The sequence below is a fragment of the Enterobacter sp. SORGH_AS_0287 genome, from assembly GCF_031453695.1.
Classification (GTDB): Bacteria; Pseudomonadota; Gammaproteobacteria; order Enterobacterales; family Enterobacteriaceae; genus Enterobacter; species Enterobacter ludwigii.
This window is the reverse complement of the sequence record NZ_JAVIZW010000001.1, coordinates 2,427,738-2,448,512: the sequence shown is the minus strand read 5'-3', so window position 1 is coordinate 2,448,512 and position 20,775 is coordinate 2,427,738. Positions and strand designations below refer to the sequence as shown.

At 56.7% G+C, this 20,775-nt stretch carries 21 protein-coding genes; 7 read left to right on the top strand and 14 right to left on the bottom strand.

From position 1 onward, the window contains the following. Nucleotides 1-40: 40 nt before the first annotated feature. The gene (gene copA, locus QE396_RS11665) at nucleotides 41-2,539 is read right to left on the bottom strand and encodes a copper-exporting P-type ATPase CopA (RefSeq protein ID WP_309951133.1); all 2,499 of its coding nucleotides are present in this window, start codon (nucleotides 2,537-2,539) and stop codon (nucleotides 41-43) included. Nucleotides 2,540-2,647: 108 nt separating this feature from the next. On the opposite strand from copA, the gene cueR reads away from it, so the two are divergent. After that, nucleotides 2,648-3,058 carry a Cu(I)-responsive transcriptional regulator gene (gene cueR, locus QE396_RS11660; protein ID WP_014168923.1) on the top strand — a complete coding sequence of 137 codons (411 nt, stop codon included), beginning with the start codon at nucleotides 2,648-2,650 and terminating at the stop codon, nucleotides 3,056-3,058. Here the strand turns inward: cueR and QE396_RS11655 are convergent. Next, a complete protein-coding gene (locus QE396_RS11655) occupies nucleotides 3,049-3,507 on the bottom strand; it encodes an NfeD family protein (RefSeq protein WP_014168924.1) in 459 nt (152 codons plus the stop codon). The two genes, cueR and QE396_RS11655, sit on opposite strands and share 10 nt — an antisense overlap. Next, a complete protein-coding gene (locus QE396_RS11650; protein WP_014168925.1) occupies nucleotides 3,504-4,418 on the bottom strand; it encodes an SPFH domain-containing protein in 915 nt (304 codons plus the stop codon). Before QE396_RS11650 ends, QE396_RS11655 begins: the two co-directional genes overlap by 4 nt. Before the next feature lie 217 nt (nucleotides 4,419-4,635). Between QE396_RS11650 and fetA the strand changes: the two genes are divergently transcribed. Together fetA and fetB are read left to right on the top strand one after the other, a co-directional pair. Continuing rightward, the gene (gene fetA / locus QE396_RS11645) at nucleotides 4,636-5,307 is read left to right on the top strand and encodes an iron efflux ABC transporter ATP-binding subunit FetA (RefSeq protein WP_063925408.1); all 672 of its coding nucleotides are present in this window, start codon (nucleotides 4,636-4,638) and stop codon (nucleotides 5,305-5,307) included. Then, complete coding sequence (gene fetB / locus QE396_RS11640; RefSeq protein WP_020885171.1) at nucleotides 5,300-6,082, top strand: iron efflux ABC transporter permease subunit FetB; 783 nt, start codon at nucleotides 5,300-5,302, stop codon at nucleotides 6,080-6,082. The genes fetA and fetB overlap by 8 nt, the downstream gene beginning before the upstream one ends. A 49-nt stretch (nucleotides 6,083-6,131) precedes the next feature. Here the strand turns inward: fetB and QE396_RS11635 are convergent, their stop codons facing one another. From QE396_RS11635 to tesA, 3 genes are read right to left on the bottom strand one after another with little or no spacing between them, the layout of a single operon-like run. Further along, nucleotides 6,132-6,986 (bottom strand): co-chaperone YbbN, encoded by an 855-nt coding sequence (locus QE396_RS11635; protein ID WP_020885170.1) that lies wholly within the window; start codon nucleotides 6,984-6,986, stop codon nucleotides 6,132-6,134. Nucleotides 6,987-7,044: 58 nt separating this feature from the next. After that, the gene (locus QE396_RS11630; RefSeq protein ID WP_086532865.1) at nucleotides 7,045-7,854 is read right to left on the bottom strand and encodes an SDR family oxidoreductase; all 810 of its coding nucleotides are present in this window, start codon (nucleotides 7,852-7,854) and stop codon (nucleotides 7,045-7,047) included. Further along, on the bottom strand, nucleotides 7,844-8,467 hold the full coding sequence (gene tesA / locus QE396_RS11625) for a multifunctional acyl-CoA thioesterase I/protease I/lysophospholipase L1 (RefSeq protein ID WP_032670752.1): 624 nt from the start codon (nucleotides 8,465-8,467) through the stop codon (nucleotides 7,844-7,846). Before tesA ends, QE396_RS11630 begins: the two co-directional genes overlap by 11 nt. On the opposite strand from tesA, the gene ybbA reads away from it, so the two are divergent. The 3 genes from ybbA to QE396_RS11610 all read left to right on the top strand — a co-directional run bounded on the left by ybbA (nucleotide 8,438) and on the right by QE396_RS11610 (nucleotide 12,863). Next, nucleotides 8,438-9,124: a putative ABC transporter ATP-binding protein YbbA gene (gene ybbA, locus QE396_RS11620; protein WP_014168931.1), complete on the top strand. Its 687-nt coding sequence runs from the start codon at nucleotides 8,438-8,440 to the stop codon at nucleotides 9,122-9,124. The two genes, tesA and ybbA, sit on opposite strands and share 30 nt — an antisense overlap. Then, entirely contained in the window at nucleotides 9,121-11,535 is a 2,415-nt protein-coding gene (ybbP, locus tag QE396_RS11615; protein WP_020885167.1) for a putative ABC transporter permease subunit YbbP, read from the top strand. The genes ybbA and ybbP overlap by 4 nt, the downstream gene beginning before the upstream one ends. Before the next feature lie 182 nt (nucleotides 11,536-11,717). Beyond that, on the top strand, nucleotides 11,718-12,863 hold the full coding sequence (locus QE396_RS11610; protein WP_014168933.1) for a porin: 1,146 nt from the start codon (nucleotides 11,718-11,720) through the stop codon (nucleotides 12,861-12,863). Nucleotides 12,864-12,934: 71 nt separating this feature from the next. Here the strand turns inward: QE396_RS11610 and mnmH are convergent, their stop codons facing one another. From mnmH to ppiB, 6 genes are all read right to left on the bottom strand, one after another. Further along, a complete protein-coding gene (mnmH, locus tag QE396_RS11605) occupies nucleotides 12,935-14,005 on the bottom strand; it encodes a tRNA 2-selenouridine(34) synthase MnmH (protein ID WP_020885166.1) in 1,071 nt (356 codons plus the stop codon). An 84-nt stretch (nucleotides 14,006-14,089) separates the two neighbouring features. Then, nucleotides 14,090-15,157: a 5-(carboxyamino)imidazole ribonucleotide synthase gene (gene purK, locus QE396_RS11600; RefSeq protein ID WP_020885165.1), complete on the bottom strand. Its 1,068-nt coding sequence runs from the start codon at nucleotides 15,155-15,157 to the stop codon at nucleotides 14,090-14,092. After that, nucleotides 15,154-15,663, bottom strand: coding sequence for a 5-(carboxyamino)imidazole ribonucleotide mutase (gene purE, locus QE396_RS11595; RefSeq protein ID WP_020885164.1), 510 nt, complete (start codon nucleotides 15,661-15,663; stop codon nucleotides 15,154-15,156). The genes purK and purE overlap by 4 nt, the downstream gene beginning before the upstream one ends. A gap of 212 nt (nucleotides 15,664-15,875) precedes the next feature. Further along, entirely contained in the window at nucleotides 15,876-16,085 is a 210-nt protein-coding gene (locus tag QE396_RS11590) for a YdgH/BhsA/McbA-like domain containing protein (RefSeq protein ID WP_020885163.1), read from the bottom strand. Nucleotides 16,086-16,222: 137 nt separating this feature from the next. Further along, nucleotides 16,223-16,945, bottom strand: a complete 723-nt coding sequence (gene lpxH / locus QE396_RS11585; protein WP_020885162.1) for a UDP-2,3-diacylglucosamine diphosphatase — start codon at nucleotides 16,943-16,945, stop codon at nucleotides 16,223-16,225. Nucleotides 16,946-16,948: 3 nt separating this feature from the next. Beyond that, nucleotides 16,949-17,443, bottom strand: coding sequence for a peptidylprolyl isomerase B (gene ppiB / locus QE396_RS11580; RefSeq protein ID WP_014168939.1), 495 nt, complete (start codon nucleotides 17,441-17,443; stop codon nucleotides 16,949-16,951). A 174-nt stretch (nucleotides 17,444-17,617) separates the two neighbouring features. Here ppiB and cysS point away from each other — a divergent pair, with 174 nt between their 5' ends. Beyond that, entirely contained in the window at nucleotides 17,618-19,003 is a 1,386-nt protein-coding gene (gene cysS / locus QE396_RS11575; protein ID WP_020885161.1) for a cysteine--tRNA ligase, read from the top strand. Between the two features lie 78 nt (nucleotides 19,004-19,081). Here cysS and QE396_RS11570 read toward each other — a convergent pair whose 3' ends face one another. Both QE396_RS11570 and malI read right to left on the bottom strand, forming a co-directional pair. After that, complete coding sequence (locus QE396_RS11570; RefSeq protein WP_020885160.1) at nucleotides 19,082-19,603, bottom strand: metal-dependent hydrolase; 522 nt, start codon at nucleotides 19,601-19,603, stop codon at nucleotides 19,082-19,084. Between the two features lie 72 nt (nucleotides 19,604-19,675). Further along, on the bottom strand, nucleotides 19,676-20,692 hold the full coding sequence (malI, locus tag QE396_RS11565) for a Mal regulon transcriptional regulator MalI (protein WP_014168942.1): 1,017 nt from the start codon (nucleotides 20,690-20,692) through the stop codon (nucleotides 19,676-19,678). Between the last annotated feature and the right edge of the window lie 83 nt (nucleotides 20,693-20,775).

Sequence of the window (20,775 nt, the reverse complement as noted above, 5' to 3'; positions counted from 1 at the left end):
TAAACGGAAAGGTTCATGCTAGCGCGTAGGAGAAGAAGGTTCAATCTTTCGGTTTAAACCGCAACAACCGGTTTGCGTTGCTCACCACGGTAATGGACGAGAGCGCCATCGCCGCACCCGCGACAACCGGGTTCAGCAGCGTGCCGGTCAGCGGCCACAAAATACCGGCAGCAATCGGGATACCGAGCGAGTTGTAGACGAAGGCACCCAGCAGGTTCTGCTTCATGTTGCGCAAGGTGGCTTTTGAAATCGCCAGCGCGTCCGCAACGCCCATCAGGCTGTGACGCATCAGGGTGATGGCGGCCGTCTCAATGGCGACATCGCTACCGCCCCCCATCGCAATACCCACTTCCGCCTGTGCCAGCGCCGGCGCATCGTTAATCCCGTCACCGACCATCGCCACCTGGCGACCCTGGCTTTGCAGCGTCTTGATGGCGTCTGCTTTGCCGTCAGGTAACACCCCGGCAATGACCTCGTCAATCCCAGCTTCCCGGGCGATGGCGTTCGCCGTCACAGGATTATCCCCGGTCAACATCACCAGGCGATAGCCCGCACGATGCAGGCGTTGCAACGCCTGCACGCTGTCCTGGCGTAGCGGATCGCGAATTGCCAGCAGCGCCGCGGCCTTGCCATCAACGGCAAGCAGAACCGGGGTTGCGCCCTGAGAGGCTTGATCTTTCAGGTCTTGTTCCAGGGCTGAAGTCTCAACGCCATGCTCCTTCAGCAGTGCCTGATTCCCCAGCAGCAGCGTGTGCCCTTCGGCGGTACCGCTGACGCCTAAACCGCGCAGGGTACGGAAATTGCTCACCTGCGGCAGGCTGGCATTCCCGGCTTTCTCAATAATGGCGTGGGCCAGCGGGTGGCTGGAGCCTTGTTCAAGCGCCGCGGCGAGACGCAGTGCGTCATCCTGCGTGATGCCTGCGGTTATCACGGCCACTACCTGCGGTTTCCCTTCCGTCAGCGTGCCGGTTTTATCAAACACCAGCGTGTCCAGCGTGCTCGCCCGCTGCAGCGCATCGGCATCCCGTACCAGCACGCCAAATTCAGCGGCACGGCCTACGCCTGAGATGATCGACATTGGCGTGGCAAGACCGAGCGCGCAAGGACAGGCAATGATCAGCACCGTGGTGGCAATCACCAGGGTATAGACACTTTGCGGTGCCGGGCCGAAGACATACCAGATAGCCGCGCTCAGCAGCGCGATACCGACCACGACCGGCACAAAAATGGCGGAGATTTTATCGGCCAGCTGACCAATTTCCGGCTTACTGCTCTGTGCCTGACGCACCATGCGAATAATGCGTGACAGCGTGGTATGGCTGCCGACCGCACTGGCGGTGAAAAGCACGCTACCGTCCTGCACCACCGTACCGGCATGAATGGCATCGCCCTGGGCTTTCTGTTGCGGGACGGGTTCGCCGGTCAGCATCGCTTCGTCAAACCAGGCTTCGCCCTGAGTGATTTCACCGTCGACGGGAACGCGGTCGCCGGTGGTCAGGCGCAGCGTCATGCCGGGTTGAACTTCAGCCAATGGGACATTTTTTTCACCCGCATCCGTCACGACGCGCGCGGTCGGTGGGGTTAAATCCAGCAGGCGCTCCAGCGCTTTGGAGGAGCGCTGACGGGCGCGCGCTTCAAGCATATGGCCGAGGTTAATCAGGCCGATAATCATCGCGCTCGCTTCATAATAGAGATGACGCGCTTCCATCGGGAACCACTGGGGCCAGACGTTGACGCTCATGGAGTACAGCCACGCCGCACCCGTGCCGAGTGCGACAAGGGTGTCCATCGTCGCGGTGCGATTTTTCAGGCTTTTCCAGGCGCTGGAGTAGAAGTGACCGCCTGCGAAGACCATCACGGCAAGCGTAATCAACCCAATGACCAGCCACAGCGTGCGGTTATCGTCGGTGACCATCATATTGTCACCGATCATACCCCACACCATGACCGGCACCCCGACCAGCAGCGCGACGATGGCCTGCCAGCGGAAGCGTTTCATGGTGGCGACGGCCGTTTCCTGCTGGCGTTCCCGACGTTTGAGGTCATCTTCGATGGCCTCTGCGCCGTAGCCCGCTTTTTCAACGGCCTGCACTAAATCTGCGGCGGAGGCACTGCCCATCACCAGCGCAGTACGCTCCGCAAGATTGACCCGTGCCTGCGCGACACCCGGTACAGCCTGCAAGGCATTTTGTACCCGGGAGACGCAGCTGGCGCAGCTCATGCCGTTGATCAGCAGCTGTTGGCTGTCATCAATATCATCAGCTACCGGAAGCTCAGGAGTGGCCGCTGTCAGTGCTTCCGACGGGGATGATGACTCTGCCAGCGGTTTAGCCTTTGGGTGGCTCAGCTCCGCCCCATAACCAGCCTGTTTGATCGTATCAATCAGCGCATCCGCACTGGCGCTACCGGTGACGGCGGCGTGATCAAGGGTCACTTCAGCGCTGTCTACATCAGGACGCTGTTCCAGACTTTCTTTAACGCGTTTGACACAGTGGCCGCAGGAGAGGCCGTCCAGTGTCAGGTCAATAGTGTGAGACATAACAAAACTCCCGTATAATGATCTGGTCAGATGTTGACCGGCATAACGCTTTTCGCTAACTGTTATGAAGGTTAAACCTTCCATCAAGGGGAAGGTCAAGGGGGAAATGTGAATATCAGTGATGTTGCGAAAAAAACCGGATTGACCAGCAAAGCGATCCGTTTTTATGAAGAGAAGGGGCTGGTGACACCGCCGCTGCGCAGTGAAAATGGCTACCGCAGTTATACGCAACTGCATCTTGATGAACTGACGCTGCTGCGCCAGGCGCGGCAGGTGGGATTTAACCTTGAAGAGTGCGGCGAGCTGGTCACCTTATTTAACGATCCGGCGCGCCATAGCGCAGACGTGAAAAAACGTACGCTGGAGAAAGTGGCTGAGATTGAACGCCACATTACCGAGTTACAGGCGATGCGTCAGCAGCTTCTGGCGCTGGCGGAATCCTGTCCGGGGGATGACAGCGCCGACTGCCCGATTATCGATAATCTGTCCGGCTGCTGTCATCGTAAGGCTCATGCCTGACAGGCTTTAACCCGCAGGGTTATCCCTTCCACCGCAATGACCTCAACCTGCGTGCCGGCGCTGAGGTCATCGTCGGCCACCACGGGCCATGAACTGTCGCCCACGCGCATATGTCCGCGCCCGTTAACCAGCGCCGTGTCGAGCGTAAAACGTTTGCCGACAATCTGCTGCCCGCGCTGATTGAGGTGGGCGTCGAGCGGTTTCTGCTCTGTCACCTGGCGGTTAAGCCAGCGCCACCACAGCCAGGCGGCCAACAGCGTCAGCACGGCAAATAACGCCCCCTGCCACGCCCAGTCCAGGGGCAGTAGCCAGACCACTAACCCGGTAATGACAGCGGCAACACCGCTCCAGAGCAGGTAACCGTTGCCGCCAAGCATCTCCGCGGCCAGCAATAAGCCACCGAGGCTTAGCCAGAATGCATGAGGATGTGCGACGATTAGCTCAATCATTTTTTGCGCTCGTTTCCGCTGTCTTTGATAAGTTCAGTGATCCCGGCGATGGAGCCCATCAGGCTGCTGGCATCCAGCGGCATCATCACCACTTTGCTGTTGTTCGCGGAGCCAATCTCTTTCAGCGCGTCAGTGTATTTTTGCGCAACAAAGTAGTTCACCGCCTGGATATCACCTGCCGCAATTGCTTCAGAGACCATCTGGGTGGCGCGGGCTTCCGCTTCTGCAGAACGTTCACGGGCTTCCGCCTGTAAGAAGGCAGACTGGCGTTCACCTTCCGCTTTCAGGATCTGCGACTGTTTTTCCCCTTCGGCTTTCAGGATCTCTGCCTGACGCACCCCTTCAGCTTCCAGAATGTAGGCGCGTTTGGTCCGTTCAGCTTTCATCTGCGCGTTCATGGAGGCGATCAGCTCTGCCGGCGGGCGCACGTCGCGGATCTCAATACGGGTGACTTTGATCCCCCACGGGTTGGTGGCCTCGTCGACAATGTGCAGCAAGCGGGTGTTAATGCTGTCGCGCTGAGAGAGCATCTCGTCCAGCTCCATTGAACCGAGCACAGTACGAATGTTGGTCATCGTCAGATTTACGATAGCCAGCTCCAGATTGCTGACTTCATAGGCCGCTTTTGGGGCATCAATAACCTGAATAAAACAGACCGCATCAATGGTGACGTTGGCGTTATCCTTGGAGATCACTTCCTGAGAAGGAATATCCAGCACCTGTTCCATCATATTGATTTTACGTCCAATCCTGTCCATGAAAGGGACAATCAGGCTTAAACCCGGCTGGAGCGTGTTGGTGTAGCGGCCAAAGCGTTCAACGGTCCACTGATACCCCTGTGGGACAATTTTGACGCCAGCGCCGACAATAACCAGCGCAACGAAAATAAGGACAGGTATAACGATAAGCATAAAAACCTCCTGTTTTGCATGCTGTGACGAAGGGAACTGCGTGTGTGTTATAAGTCAGTATATCGGCTATCGGGCTGAAATTCGCCCCTGTAAAGAAGGGGGCGCGACGAATACCGGTAAAACCTTTACTCCAGCCATCGACACACCCTATTCGCGCTGCGTTCGTGAAAGGATTATTCTACGCGTGGTTGCAATAAAGGTGGTTACAGGATGCATGATGAACAATAAAAATACGCTCTTGCAGGTCAGGGATGTCGGTTTTCGTGTGGCAAATACCACGATCCTTCAGCATGTCGATTTTTGTCTTTCCCCGGGTGAGTTCAAACTGATAACAGGGCCGTCAGGCTGTGGCAAAAGTACGTTATTAAAGATAGTCGCTTCACTGCTCAGCCCTACTGAGGGCGCTATTCTGTTTGAAGGGCAGGATATCGCGACGCTGTCGCCAGAAAGCTATCGCCAGCAGGTCTCTTACTGCGTGCAAACCCCTTCGCTGTTTGGGGACACGGTTTATGACAACCTGGTCTTTCCGTGGCAAATCCGTCATAAAACGCCGGAGCCAGAAAAATTTATCGCCGATCTGGCCCGCTTTGGCCTGTCGAAAGAGACGCTGACTAAATCCATCAATGAATTATCGGGCGGCGAAAAGCAGCGTGTTTCGCTGATTCGCAATCTGCAGTTTTTGCCGAAGATATTGTTACTGGACGAGATCACCAGCGCGCTGGATGAGGTGAACAAACGCAACGTTAACGAGATTATTCATCGTTACGCAAGCGAGCAGAATATTGCCGTGCTGTGGGTTACGCACGATTCAAACGAAATTACCCATGCGGATGACGTCATTACGCTTGAGCCGCAGGGCGGGAAAATGCAGGAGGCAAACCATGGGTGAGCATAATATTACGAATACGTCGCTGGCGTTTTCGATGGTGCTGGTACTGATCGCTATTGTGGTGAGCTACCGGGAAAAGCTGGGTCTGGAGAAAGATATTATCTGGAGTATCTGCCGCGCGGTTATCCAGCTCATTATTGTCGGCTATGTGCTGAAGTATATTTTTAACGTCAACCACGCGGTGCTGACGCTCCTGATGGTGCTGTTTATCTGCTTTAACGCGGCGTGGAACGCGCAGAAACGCAGTAAGTATATCGATAAGGCGTTTGTCTCATCGTTTATCGCCATTACAACCGGGACGGCGCTGACGCTGGCGGTGCTGGTGGTGTCCGGCTCAATCGAGTTTACGCCAATGCAGGTTATCCCTATTTCCGGGATGATTGCGGGGAACGCTATGGTGGCTGTAGGACTGTGTTACAACAACCTCGGCCAGCGGTTTAGCAGTGAACAACAGAAGCTGCAGGAGAAATTAAGCCTGGGGGCGACACCGAAAATGGCCTCGGCGGTACTGATCCGCGACAGCATCCGCTCGTCGCTGATCCCAACGGTGGATTCCGCAAAAACGGTTGGGCTGGTTAGCCTGCCGGGAATGATGTCGGGGCTGATTTTTGCCGGTATCGATCCGGTCAAAGCCATTAAATATCAGATCATGGTGACCTTTATGCTGCTCTCTACGGCCAGCCTGTCGACCATCATTGCCTGCTATTTAACCTATCGGAAGTTCTACAACGCGCGCCACCAGCTGGTGGTGACGCAGTTGAAAAAGGCGGGGTGACCGCCTCTTTTGCAGGCCCGGTGAGCGCTAGCGGCACCGGGCCTGTTCATCAGTAGAGCAGGGCGTACAGCTGACGGCGGTACGTCGACGCCAGCGCATCGCCGGTGCCCAGCGCGGCCAGGATCTCCTGGAACATTTTCCGCGCCTGACCGTCGGCGGCACCCAGATCGTTTTGCAGATGGCTGAACAGCAGTGCCAGCGCTTCTTCGTTACGTCCCACCTGATGCAGCTGCAGCGCCAGCTGGCTTGCCAGCGCGGCATCGGTCGGGTTATCGGCAACCTGCTGTTGAAGCTGCTGGATCTCCGGTGTATCCGCCGCCTGTTTCAGCAGATCGATCTGCGCGACCAGACCCTGATAACGGGTATCCTGATCCTGCAGTGGAATGGTCTTCAGCACAGCTTCCGCATCGTCGGAACGGTGCAGGGCAATCTGCGTTTCCGCAAGGAGCAGGCCAATCTGGCTGTCCTGTTTCGACAGCTGCCACGCCTCTTTGAGCAGCGGCAGCGCTTCGTCGTATTTGCCTTCCTGCATCAGTCTCATGGCTTCCTGCGCCTTCAGCTCTTCCTCGCGCGGCAGGACTTTATCCAGCAGGGCGCGGATCGCTTCTTCAGGCTGTGGCCCCTGGAAGCCATCAACAGGTTGACCATTCTGGAACAGATAGACGGTAGGAATCGCGCGCAGGCCAAACTGAGACGCCACCATAGGCTCAGCGTCACAATCCAGTTTGGCGAGAATGAACTGGCCATTGTATTGCGCGGCAAGGCTTTCGAGTACCGGCGTCAGCTGCAGACAATGTTGGCTACGCTCAGACCAGAAGTAGAACAGCACCGGTTTGGTCATGGACTGTTCGAGGGTCTGTTGCAGGTTTGCTTCAGTAATATTGACGATATTCTGTACGGACATGCGGCCTTCTCTTTTATCGGTTTGTTATTTACATGGGGGTTAGCGACGACGCTTCAACTCAACCGTGTAAAATTTTGTCCATCATCCGGCCCGGCAGCAGGCGTTTTAACCAGCCTACCGCATGGGTTACCAGCGTCACCGGATAGCGCATTTTTGGGTTTTCGCTCTCAAAAGCATGGCGCACTTTAGCGACGACTGCTTCCGGCCCGAGCGTAAAGCGTGCGGCGATACCGGGGTTTTCGACCGGTTTATCCGCCTGGGTCTGGTTAACGTTTTCCGTAAAGCGGGTGCGGATAGGGCCCGGCTCAATCAGGCTGACCTTAATGCCGCTGTGACGCAACTCCATGCGCAGGGCATCGGACCAGGCCTCCAGCGCATATTTGCTGGCGGCATAGGCCCCGCGGCCCGGGGTTGAAATCAGCCCCATCACAGAGGAGGTCATCACAATGCGTCCTTCACCGTGCGGCAGCATGGCGGGGAGCAGGCGCATGGTGAGCTGATGGACGCCAAAGAAATTGGTGGAAAACTGTTTTTCCAGCTGTTCGCGGGTGAGCGTGTCCAGGGGACCATACACGCCGTAGCCGGCATTGTTAAAAAGGCCGTACAGACGGTTGTCGGTCAGGGTCAGCACCTCATCGGCAGCGCGTTCCACGCTTTCCGGTGAGTCTAAATCCAGTAACACACCGGTAAAGCCCAGCCCGTTCATGCGTTCGACGTCGTCGGGTTTACGGCAGGCCGCCAGTACCCAATATCCCTGACGCTTCAACTCGAGTGCACTTTCAAGACCGATTCCGCTGGAACATCCTGTAATTAAGACCGATTTTTGCATAACTTTACCTGTCAGGATCTCCGCTGAATTAGGAGTCATGTTTAACTAAAGGGGCCAGCCGTTTTGCCATCCAGTCGGCAATAAACGGCTGCGCATCGCGATTGGGGTGGATCCCATCGTCTTGCATCCACTGGGGTTTGAGATAGACCTCTTCCATAAAAAATGGCAGCAGCGGAATATCAAACTCGTTGGCAAGCTTTGGGTAGATCGCGCTAAAGGCTTCATTATACCGACGTCCATAGTTGGCGGGCAGGCGAATTTGCATCAGCAGCGGTTGCGCATTCGCGGCCTTAATATCCTTAAGGATCGTGCGCAGGGTCTGTTCCGTTTGCTGAGGCTGGAAACCACGCAAGCCATCATTACCGCCCAGCTCAACCAGCACCCATCGCGGTTGATGCTGTTTGAGCAAGGCTGGCAGGCGCGACAAGCCTTGCTGCGAGGTATCACCGCTGATGCTGCCATTAATAACCGTTGTCTTACTCTGCCATTTGTCATTGAGCAGAGCTGGCCAGGCCGCGTTGGCCGCCATGCGATAGCCTGCACTCAGGCTGTCACCGAGAACCAGTAACGTGTCCGCTGCCGCCGCGCGGAAGGTCATCAGGATTAAAAACAGGAAGGGCAAATGCCAGCGGAAAACATTGTTGAAGTTCATCGTCTTAAGAAGTCCGTCGGTCAGGGGGAACACGAGCTTTCCATCCTCACCGGAGTTGAACTCGTTGTCAAACGCGCCGAAACCATTGCGCTGATTGGCGAGTCCGGTTCCGGGAAGTCCACGCTGCTGGCCATTTTAGCCGGTCTGGACGACGGCAGCAGTGGAGAGGTCAACCTGGTCGGGCAACCGCTGCATCAGCTTGATGAAGAGGCGCGTGCCGCGCTCCGCGCACGTCATATCGGGTTTGTCTTTCAGTCCTTCATGCTGATCCCGACGCTCAATGCGCTGGAAAACGTTGAACTGCCGGCACTGCTGCGCGGCGGTAACAGCCGTGAAAGTCGCGCCCACGCGAAGGCATTGCTGGAGCAGCTTGGGCTTGGCAAACGCCTCGACCATCTTCCGGCGCAGCTTTCCGGCGGGGAGCAACAGCGTGTGGCCCTGGCCCGGGCGTTTAACGGCCGCCCGGACGTGCTGTTTGCGGATGAGCCTACCGGAAACCTCGACCGAAAGACCGGGGATAAAATTGCCGACCTGCTCTTTTCGCTCAACCGCGAACACGGGACCACGCTGATTCTGGTGACCCACGATCCGCAACTGGCTGCCCGCTGCGACCGTCGCCTGCGGCTGGTTAACGGTGAACTGCAGGAGGAAGCATGATTGCCCGCTGGTTCTGGCGCGAATGGCGCTCGCCCACGCTGTTGATTGTCTGGATGGCGTTAAGCCTGGCGGTAGCCTGCGTGCTGGCGTTGGGCAGCGTCAGCGATCGCATGGAGAAAGGGTTAAGCCAGCAAAGCCGCGAGTTTATGGCCGGAGACAGGGCGCTGCAAAGCTCGCGTCCCGTCCCGCCTGGCTGGCTTGACGAGGCGCGTAAGCGTGGGCTGAAGGTGGGGGAACAGCTGAGCTTTCAGACCATGACCTTTGCCGGCGATACGCCGCAGCTGGCGAGCGTCAAAGCCGTCGACGACCTTTACCCGCTGTACGGTGAACTGCAGACCAGCCCGCCTGGGTTAAAGCCGAAACCGGGCACGGTGCTGCTGGCGCCACGTTTAATGGCGCTGCTGAACCTGAAAACGGGTGACAGCATCGACGTGGGTGACGCCACGCTCCGCATCGCCGGGGAAGTGGTTCAGGAACCTGACTCCGGCTTTAACCCGTTCCAGCTTGCCCCGCGCTTGCTGATGAATACCGCTGATGTGGCAAATACCCATGCCGTGCAGCCGGGAAGCCGCGTCACCTGGCGCTATAAGTTTGCGGGAACGCCCGCCCAGCTTGACGCGTATGAAAAATGGCTTCTGCCGCAGTTAAAACCGGAGCACCGCTGGTACGGACTGGAGCAGGACGAAGGGGCGCTTGGTAAATCTCTCGAACGGTCTCAGCAGTTCCTGCTGCTTTCAGCGCTGTTAACCCTGCTGCTGGCCGTGGCGGCGGTGGCGGTGGCCATGGGGCACTACTGCCGCAGCCGATACGATCTGGTGGCGATCCTCAAAACCCTTGGCGCGGGCAGCGCCCAGCTGCGTAAGCTGATTGTCGGCCAGTGGCTGATGCTGCTGGTGTTGTCAGCACTCACCGGTGGGGCGATGGGGCTGCTGTTTGAAAAGCTGCTGATGGTCATGCTGAAACCGGTACTGCCTGCCGCACTTCCACCGGCCAGCCTCTGGCCGTGGCTGTGGGCGATTGGCGCGATGATGGTGATCTCGGTGCTGGTGGGGCTTCGCCCGTACCGGCTGTTGCTCGCGACGCAGCCGCTGCGCGTGCTGCGCCGTGACGTGGTGGCCAACGTCTGGCCGCTGAAGTTCTATCTTCCTGTCATTGTTGCGGTGTCGGTTGGGTTGTTGGCCTGGCTGATGGGCGGCAGCACGCTGCTGTGGGCCGTACTAGCCGGGGCGGTGGTGCTGGCGCTGCTGTGTGGTGTGGTCGGCTGGGTGCTCCTTAATGTGCTTAAAAAGCTGACGGTGAAGTCGCTTCCCGTGCGGCTGGCGGTGAACCGTCTGCTGCACCAGCCCTGGTCTACGCTGAGTCAGCTGTCTGCCTTTTCGCTGTCGTTTATGCTGCTGGCACTGCTGCTGGTGCTGCGCGGCGATCTGCTGGATCGCTGGCAACAGCAGCTTCCGCCGGAAAGCCCGAACTATTTCCTGATCAATATCGCCCCTGAGCAGGTGACACCGCTGAAGACGTTCCTGGCGGAACACCAGATTGTGCCGGAGTCGTTCTACCCCATCGTCCGCGCGCGTCTGACGCAGATCAACGGCCAGTCCACGGAGGGAAACAAGGATGAATCGCTTAACCGCGAACTGAACCTGACCTGGCAGGAGAAACGTCCAGATCACAACCCGATTACTGCCGGCAGTTGGCCACCAAAAGCGGGTGAAGTGTCGATGGAAGAGGGGCTGGCGACGCGCCTGAACGTCAGGCTGGGCGACAGTGTGACCTTTACCGGCGATACCCAGGACTTTAGCGCTAAGGTCACCAGCCTGCGTAAGGTGGACTGGGAAAGCCTGCGGCCGAACTTCTTCTTTATTTTCCCCGCAGGCGCACTGGACGGACAGCCGCAAAGCTGGCTCACCAGTTTCCGCTGGGAAAACGGCAACGGTATGCTGACCCGGCTGAACCGCGAATTTCCGACGGTCAGCCTGCTGGATATTGGCGCGATCCTTAAACAGGTCGGGCAGGTGCTGGAGCAGGTCAGCCGGGCTCTGGAGGTCATGGTGGTGCTGGTGACGATCTGCGGCGTACTGTTGCTGCTGGCCCAGGTGCAGGTCGGGATGCGGCAGCGTCATCAGGAGCTGGTGGTCTATCGCACGCTCGGGGCGAGTAAGCGACTGCTGCGCACCACGCTGTGGAGCGAGTTTGCCCTGCTGGGGCTTGTCTCGGGTCTGGTGGCGGCGATGGGTGCTGAGACGGCGTTAGCCGTGCTGCAGACCCGCGTCTTCGATTTCCCATGGGAACCTGACTGGCGGCTGTGGTTCACGCTGCCGGTCTGCGGTGCGGTGCTGCTGTCGCTGTGCGGCGGCTGGCTCGGCACGCGATTGCTAAAAGGCAAAGCGCTGTTCCGTCAGTTTGCCAGTTAGTTCAAATCCGTGATAATTACGCACCGGTTTATCTGCTGGTGCGTAATAATTTAGCAGCACAAATCGGTAATACCCATGCGTTTAGTAGCACAAAACATTAAAAACCCGCGCACACAGCAAGATTATTTCCAGTTAATATTCACCTGCTAAATATTTAGCAGCGTGTCTATAAAGGAAAAATAATGACTATAAAAAAATCAGCGCTGGCAGTAACAATTGGCGCAGCAGTGGCATTGACCTCCTTCGCATCTCAGGCGGAAATCACGGTTCTTAAACAAGACCCTCAGGCAGGTAACCCGCTGAGCCGTCTTAACTTTACCGTTGGTGGCAGTATTCGTCCTCAGTTCAATATGATGACGGGCGACGGCGATAAAGGTTCCTACAAACGTAATGGCTTCGACGGCGGCACCCGTTTCCGTTTCGCAGCAGATTACTATCTGTTTGATGACATCAGCTGGATCAGCTACTACGAGCTGGGTGTGAACATTCCGGCGCTGTTCAACTGGGATAATCACTACGCTGAAGGTGCTAACGACACCTCTCGCCGTATGCTGTACACCGGTCTGAAGAGCGACACCTGGGGTACGCTGACCTTCGGTCAACAGAACAGCGTTTACTATGATGTGGTTGGCGTGAAAACCGATATCTGGGACTACGACATGATTGGTCAGGCTCCAGGTAACGGGATAAACGGTGACTACGACGGCTCTTATCGTTCACGCAAAATGCTGAAATATAAGAAAACCGTAGGTGATGCGGATATTTATGCATCCTACCTGTTTGAAGACAGCGAATACCTGCCGGGCAATGGCCTGCGTTACAAACGTAAAGGCGGCGGTTCACTGGGTCTGGATTACCACCTGACCACCGATCTGACCTGGGGCGCAGCGTGGAACTACACCCGCGCGGACATGCGTAACCCGGACAACGGCGACAGCAAATCTTACGACCAGAATATCCTCGGTACCGCGCTGAGCTGGACGCCGGATAACTGGACCTTCTCGGCTGGCGGCGGCTGGTACCAGAACTTCCTGACCACCAAAAAAGTGTCTACTGACAACTACTTTGCCGGTGATGCATGGGGTATTGAATACTTCGCAGGGTACAAATTCCCAATCGATCAGTATGCGGTGAAATCCATCCAGCCTTACTTCATGGGTGACCGTATTGAGTACGTGAATGGTCGTAACTACCAGCGTATCGATAACGGCGTGGGTGTTAGCGTCCAGCTGGACTACGGTTTCCGTGTTGATTACGAACACGTGTTCACCTCCAGCACGGATAACCTGGGCGACATGAACCTGGTGCGTCTGCGTTACGACTTCTAAGTTCAGTCAGCAGGGAAGTCACCCCGATATGAAAACGGCAACCCTGGGTTGCCGTTTTTTGTGCGCGTGATTCAGCGATTGAGCCAGTCAGCCACGTCCTCAAACGTTCCGCGATACACAATCTTCTCCGCCTTTTTTGCCAGTTGCCAGGTGTACATCGGGTCGTAATAGTCGTTCAGTAGCGGGGCAAGCCAGCGCAAATGCGCGTCGGTGCTGCCAGAACGTTGTTGCTCCTGCAGGGCGGAATCCAGCAGCGCCGTAAAGTCTGCAAAGCGCTGCAGCCCCAGACGGCGGCGAATGGCAAACAGGCCGTGGTGCAGGTATTCGCTGTACGCTTTCCACCCCGCCTCTGCGCCAAAGGCAGCAGAAAAATCCGCCCACATATGATCGAAATACTCTTCACGCAGGCGTTCAAGACGGACATCAAACGGGTCTTCTACTACCACAACAGGCGCCTGAACCATGCGGTCTCGCAGGCATTCCGGCAGGTGGTTGGAGCCAATCATCCGCCCTTCATCCTCCAGCACCCAGCGTGCGGCCTCTTTTTTCAACAGCACGACGGCGAGCTGATTTTCGAAGCTCGCCTGAGAAAGCTGTGGTGTGAGCGTGCGGCCAAACGACGAGCCGCGATGGTGTGCCAGCCCTTCCAGATCCACACCCTGCGCGTGCTGTTTCACCAGCAACGTTTTGCCGCTCCCGGTACAGCCGCCGATCAGCACCATCGGTTTTTGCACCTGCTCAGCGGTTACCTCAATTGCGGTCTGACGCAGCGCTTTATAGCCGCCTGCGATCAGCGGGTAATCCACGCCGCGCGCTTTCAACCAGGCCTGAGTGATATGCGAGCGTTGACCGCCACGCGCGCAGCAGAGGTAGCCGGTGGGGTGGGAGAGACAGGCTTCGCGCCAGGCGTTAATGCGCATCTCACGGGTACTGCCTGCGACCAGGCTATGGCCGAGAGCAAGCGCAGCGTCCGGCCCCTGGCGTTTATAGCAGGTGCCGACGGCGGCGCGTTCATCATCGTTCATCAGAGGCAGGTTAATTGCCGCAGGCATCGCGCCCTGGGCGAATTCGATCGGCGCGCGAACGTCGATTAAAGGGGTATCGGATGCGAGGATCGCGCGATAGTCCGTTCCATCGTTCATGGTTTTTCCAGAAGAAAACTAAGCTGCAATGGGCGGGGATTGTACGCCGGGGAGGGGGAAGGTCAACTCCCCGGCAGAGGAGTATTACTTAAGCTTTGATTGCGCCCAGATAATTCCGCTCGCGTATTCCGGCGGCAGGAGAGGAATAATCGCTTCCAGCGTGGCGCTCAGACGATCGGTGTCGGTATCGTTCAGGTTCAGGTGACCGACCTTACGACCCGGACGCACCTCTTTGTCATACCAGTGCAGATGCACCAGCGGCAGCTTGAGCCAGTCGTAGTTCAGATCGGTACCGATCAGGTTGATCATCACCGACGGGCTGTTGACCACCGGCTGCGGCAGCGGCAGGTCAGTGATGGCGCGCAGGTGCAGCTCGAACTGGCTGATGGACGCCCCGTTTTGGGTCCAGTGACCGCTGTTGTGAACGCGCGGTGCCAGTTCGTTAATCAGCAGACCGGACGGCGTGACAAAACACTCCATCGCCATGACGCCGACGTAACCGAGTTCGTGCATGATGGCAGAGAGCATCTCTTCTGCCTGCGCCTGCTGTTCAGCACTGGCCTGCGGGAATGCAACGCTGGTACGCAGGATCCCGTCCTGATGCAGGTTATGCGTCAGCGGATAAAAAACGGTATGGCCGTCCTGCCCGCGAGCGCCCACCAGCGAGACTTCACCGCTGAAGTTAATGCCCTGCTCAACGATGCACTCTCCGTAGCAATCGTCCGGCAGCTCGTGAGTGTCGTCGGCGCGCAGACGCCACTGTCCACGACCGTCGTACCCGCCGACGCGACGCTTCACAATTGCCAGCTCGCCCAGCATTGCGAATACATTCTTCCACTCGCTTTTATCGGACAACAGCTGCCACGGCGCAGTCGGGAGCCCGAGCTTATCGAACAGCTGCTTTTGCGTCAGACGGTCAGCAATAATGGGAAAGACGTCGCGGTTAACGAAGGCATTATGACGCGCCAGCTCGCGCGTCAGGGCCGTTTGTGGCCAGCGTTCAATCTCCGCGGTGATCACACTCTGGTGAAACGGCACGGCTTCCGGTTCGTCATCCAGCCCGACGGGCCAGACGGCAATACCCAGCGGCTCACCGGCCTGACGCAGCATACGGCCTAACTGACCATTACCGAGGACGCATACCTGCTTCATGCCGCACCCCGTGGGTCCGGATTGTCCAGCACCTCGTCTGTCTGGGCTTTACGCCAGTCCGCCAGACGCTGATGTAACGCTTTATCGTGAGTCGCCAGGATCTGCGCGGCGAGCAGGGCAGCGTTGGCAGCGCCCGCTTTACCAATGGCCAGCGTGCCGACCGGAATGCCACGCGGCATCTGAACGATGGAATAGAGGCTATCGACACCACTTAACGCAGCGCTTTGCACCGGAACACCCAGAACCGGTACCAGCGTTTTGGCGGCAATCATGCCTGGCAGATGTGCTGCGCCGCCCGCACCGGCAATGATCACCTCATAACCCTTCTCTTCGGCGCTTTCGGCGAAGCTGAACAGTTTGTCCGGTGTACGGTGTGCGGAGACCACTTCAACGTGGTGCGGAACATTCAGGATTTCAAAGATTTCGGCGGTGAACTGCATGGTAGCCCAGTCGCTTTTGGACCCCATCACGATGGCGACACGCGCCGGATTATTGCGGGAAGACATGCGTCTTAAAACTCCTGTGGTGCGAAACACACTGCTTTCGAGGGCACAGAGAATAGCATGTAATAGGGGCAAGGAAAACGGTTGCGCGGTTAAAAACTGAGCCGTTGTGGCTCTCAGGAGATAACAAAACAGACCGCGTTCTGGCGGTCTGTTTTATCAGGCATCGATGTGCTTTGATGTGCTTTTGACGGACGGCACGGTCAGCCGACGTCTTATTTGGTCAGTTCTGCCGTCATGTGAACGCGGTTGTTAAACTGAGCGCTGGTGATTTTGTAAGACGCGCCCTGTTCAGCAGCCTGAGCGGCAATTTTCGCTTCTGCGCGGTCAAGGGTAGAGGCAGTGGCGCTGACGCTCTGAGCAAAAGAACCGAAAGAGATCAGAGAGAGTGCGGCAACTGCAACGAAACTTTTGATGGATTTCATGGTCGTATTCCTTAAATGTTTTATCTGGGATAGGGCGTGTTGCCCTGATGTGATAAATAATAGGCCGACCACGGGCTGATTAAAATCGAAACAATTTGCCGATATTGTTCAAAAAAATAGAATGATTTTTTGGCGGATTAAAACGGGAAAGCGATCAGTTCCACACCGTCAGGCGTGACGCTGACCATTGAACCTTCGCTGTGCCAGGCCCCCAGGACGACGCGGTGGGCCGCTTCGCCGTTGGCGGTAAGGGTATGCACATCGGGACGATGAGTATGACCGTGGATCAACCACTGAACGCGGTGTTTTTCCATGACCCTGACTACCGCCTGGGGATTAACGTCCATAATGGCCATGGATTTGCCGCTGTTGGCGGCCTTACTGTCGGCACGCATTCTGGCTGCGATCCGCTTGCGGATAAACAGCGGCAGAGCCAGGAATAGTTTTTGGATCCACGGGGTATGAACCTTAGCGCGAAACGCCTGATAGCCGGTGTCGTCAGTGCAAAGTGTGTCACCGTGCATGATTAACACCTTTCGGCCATAAAGGTCGAGTACCTGCTCTTCCGGCAGCAGCGTCATGCCGCTTTCGCGGGCGTAGTGCTTGCCGAGCAGGAAATCACGATTGCCGTGGATAAAGAAGCAGGGGACGCCGGAATCGACCAGCGCGTTAATGGCAGCCGCCATCTCACGGTGCAGCGGGTTAGGATCGTCGTCGCCAATCCAGGCTTCAAACAGGTCACCCAGAATGTAAAGTGCATCGGCACTTTTCGCTTCACCGCGTAAAAAACGCAGAAAACCGGCGGTGATCGCCGGTTCTTCTGTTTGCAGGTGCAAATCTGCAATAAAGAGTGTCGCCACGAATTACTCGCTGACGGTCACGCTGTTAATCACGACGTCTTCTTTTGGAACGTCCTGATGCATACCGCTGCGGCCGGTCGCCACGGCTTTGATTTTGTCGACTACGTCCATACCTTCAACCACTTCTGCGAAGACGCAGTAGCCCCAACCCTGCAGGCTTTCGCCGGAGAAGTTCAGGAAGTCGTTGTCAGCAACGTTGATGAAGAACTGGGCTGTTGCAGAGTGAGGAGCCTGCGTACGCGCCATCGCCAGCGTACCACGGGTGTTTTTCAGACCGTTGTTCGCTTCGTTTTTGATCGCTTCTTTCGTCGCTTTCTGGTTCATGCCAGGTTCGAAACCGCCGCCCTGGATCATAAAGCCGTTGATCACGCGGTGGAAAATAGTGTTGTTGTAGAAACCTTCGCGGCAGTAGTCCAGGAAGTTTTTAACTGTTTCAGGCGCTTTGTCATCAAAGGTTTTGATTACGATATCGCCATGATTAGTGTGGAAAGTAACCATTTTTGCATCCTGTTCCGTTATTGTGGTACGTCGACCCGCGTTTGGGTCATCTATAGGGGCTTGTTATAGCATAACCACAGGATGCGATCACCTTGCATTGTGTGCTGCTTCAGGTTTGAATTACAGGTAGAATAACCGGTTTTCAACCACACACGTGTTTACATGGAATCTTCGATGTTAAAAATCTTTAATACAATGACGCGCCAAAAAGAGGAATTTAAACCTATCCATGCCGGGGAAGTCGGCATGTACGTGTGTGGTATTACGGTTTACGATCTCTGTCATATCGGCCATGGCCGTACCTTTGTGGCATTCGACGTTGTCTCGCGCTACCTGCGTTTTCTGGGCTACAACCTGAAATACGTGCGTAACATCACCGACATCGACGACAAAATCATCAAGCGTGCGAATGAAAATGGCGAAAGCTTTGTTGCGCTGGTGGATCGTATGATCGCGGAAATGCACAAAGATTTCGACGCCCTGAATATTCAGCGTCCGGACAGCGAGCCGCGTGCCACCCACCATATCCACGAAATTATCGACATCACCGAAAAGCTGATCGAACGTGGTCACGCCTATGTGGCCGATAACGGTGACGTGATGTTCTCCGTGCCGACTGACCCTACCTACGGTCAGCTTTCCCGTCAGGATCTGGATCAGCTGCAGGCCGGTGCGCGCGTTGATGTGGTGGACGTGAAGCGTAACCCGATGGACTTCGTGCTGTGGAAGATGTCCAAAGAGGGCGAACCAAGCTGGCCTTCCCCGTGGGGCGAAGGGCGTCCTGGCTGGCACATTGAGTGCTCGGCGATGAACTGCAAACAGCTGGGCAAACATTTCGATATTCACGGTGGCGGTTCGGATCTGATGTTCCCGCACCATGAAAACGAAATTGCACAGTCAACCTGTGCGCATGGTGGCGAGTACGTGAACTACTGGATGCACTCCGGGATGGTGATGGTTGACCGTGAGAAGATGTCTAAATCTCTGGGCAACTTCTTCACCGTGCGCGACGTGCTGAAATATTACGATGCGGAAACCGTGCGCTACTTCCTGATGTCTGGTCACTATCGCAGCCAGCTGAACTACAGCGAAGAGAACCTGAAACAGGCGCGTGCGGCGCTGGAGCGTCTGTACACTGCCCTGCGCGGTACCGATAAATCTGTACCCGCGGCAGGCGGTGAGGCATTTGAAGCGCGCTTTATTGACGTGATGAACGATGACTTCAACACGCCGGAAGCCTACTCCGTGCTGTTTGATATGGCGCGTGAAGTTAACCGTCTGAAGTCAGAAGATATGGCGGCAGCGAATGCATTGGCCTCCCATCTGCGTAAGCTCTCTTCGGTACTGGGTCTGCTGGAGCAGGAACCGGATCTGTTCCTGCAAAGCGGTGCACAGGCGGACGATAGCGAAGTGGCGGAGATTGAGCAACTTATCAACGCGCGTCTGGAAGCGCGTCAGGCGAAAGACTGGGCGGCAGCAGATGCCGCGCGTAACCGTCTGACGGAAATGGGCATCATTCTGGAAGATGGCCCGCAGGGAACCACCTGGCGTCGGAAATAATTCTGGTGCGCGCTGATGCCCTCTCCCACCGGGAAAGGGTGCAAACACTAAAACGGCAACTGGGTTGCCGTTTTGCTTTTACCTCCGCTTCCACCACAACAGCCCCATCAGCACAACCCCTGGCAGCCACACCCACAGCAGTTCCGACATAATCACCTGATGCCCGTAGGGCGTGGTATAGCGTGACAGCGCAAACGGCGCGACCTTAATGACCTGCCACGGTGCAAAAAACCGTTCATCTGACCACGGCCACAGCCAGCCGACGCCTTTCCCTCCGGTGGTGATGGAATCCAGCAAGCTGTGCGACAGCAGAGACACGGTTAAGAACAGCCAGCAGCGGGTCAGACTTGCCCGAAACCATCGTCGGCCCATCAGTACGCAAAGTATCGGCACCACAAAGGCAAACAGCAGGGAGTGGGTAAAGCCGCGGTGGCCGAACACATTGCCGTAGGCAACGCCGAACTTAAACGCCAGCACGTCGGCGTCCGGCAGCATGGCGAGGACGACGCCGGCAAGCAGCAGGCGGGGAGGGATGATTTTACTTCCCAGGCCTAAGCCCAGACACAAAGGCACTGCAGCGTGGGTGATAACGGTAGGCATTGCGATTATCCATGGCAAAGCAGGGAAATATAGCAGCGAATGGGCGCAATGAGGATGGTGTTAGCGTCTTATTTACGCCGATTCCCGGGCAATAAGCTGCCCGGAAAGGGTGATACGCTGTGTTTGCAGATCCGGCTCTTTTAACTTGCGGATAATCAACCCCGCCGCCTGACGCCCTGTCTCCTCACTGGCGGAGGAAACGTAGGTAAACGAGGGAGACGTCAGGTTCACGTGCAACATATCTTCAAAACCAACCAGCGCGACCTGCTGGGTGAGAAACACATCTTTCCCCACGGTGCGCCCCACCTGATGAATGCCGGAGATGGAGCCGATCATCGCATCCGGCGAGTGGCAGAGCAGGGCGGTTATGGTGTTGTTTTTTTCCAGCAGCTGGCGGGTGGCGAAACCTGCGGCCAGCGTGTCATCGCTACACGCAGGCGAGTATTCCTCACGCCAGACCAGACCGTTCTGGGTCATCGCGCTGCGAAAGCCGAGCAGACGCTGCTCGCGGATAAGGCAGCCTTCACGACCCCCAATGTAGGCAATGTTGCGGTGTCCGCGCTCGATAAGATAACGCGCGGCAAGGTTCGCCGCCTGGCGGTTGTCGCGCATCACCAGATTGCATTTTTCATCCAGCAGGGACTGAGAGACCACCACCAGCGGCAGCGGGCACTGGCGGATGTGTTCCGGCAGCGAGGATGCCCGGGTGTCAGAGGCCAGATAGATAACGCCGGCGACCCCCTGCTGTTTAAACGACAGCAGGCAGCGCTCAAGATGTTCATGGTCGTTCAGCGGCTGGCCGAGAAAAACCATATACCCCTGTCTCTCCAGCTCCTGGACGATGCTCGCCATCACCTTAATGGAAAAGCTGTCGCTAAAGTCGCGCAGGATCAGGCCGATCAGGTTGGAGGTGTTGGCGCGGAGGTTGGCAGCGGCGACGTTGTGAACATAGCCCAGCGTAGTGATGGCAGCATTGACCTTCGCGATCGTTGCGTCTGAAATTTTCCCTTTCTGGCGCAGCACCAGCGACACGGTGGAGACCGAAACGCCCGCATGCTTTGCGACATCAATGATGCTGACTTTCTTCAAAACCGCTCCCTGAAATTTACCGATTATCAGCCAGATAAGACAACGTCCCCCAGCGTACAGGAGACGTGTCGTTCAGGCATCTT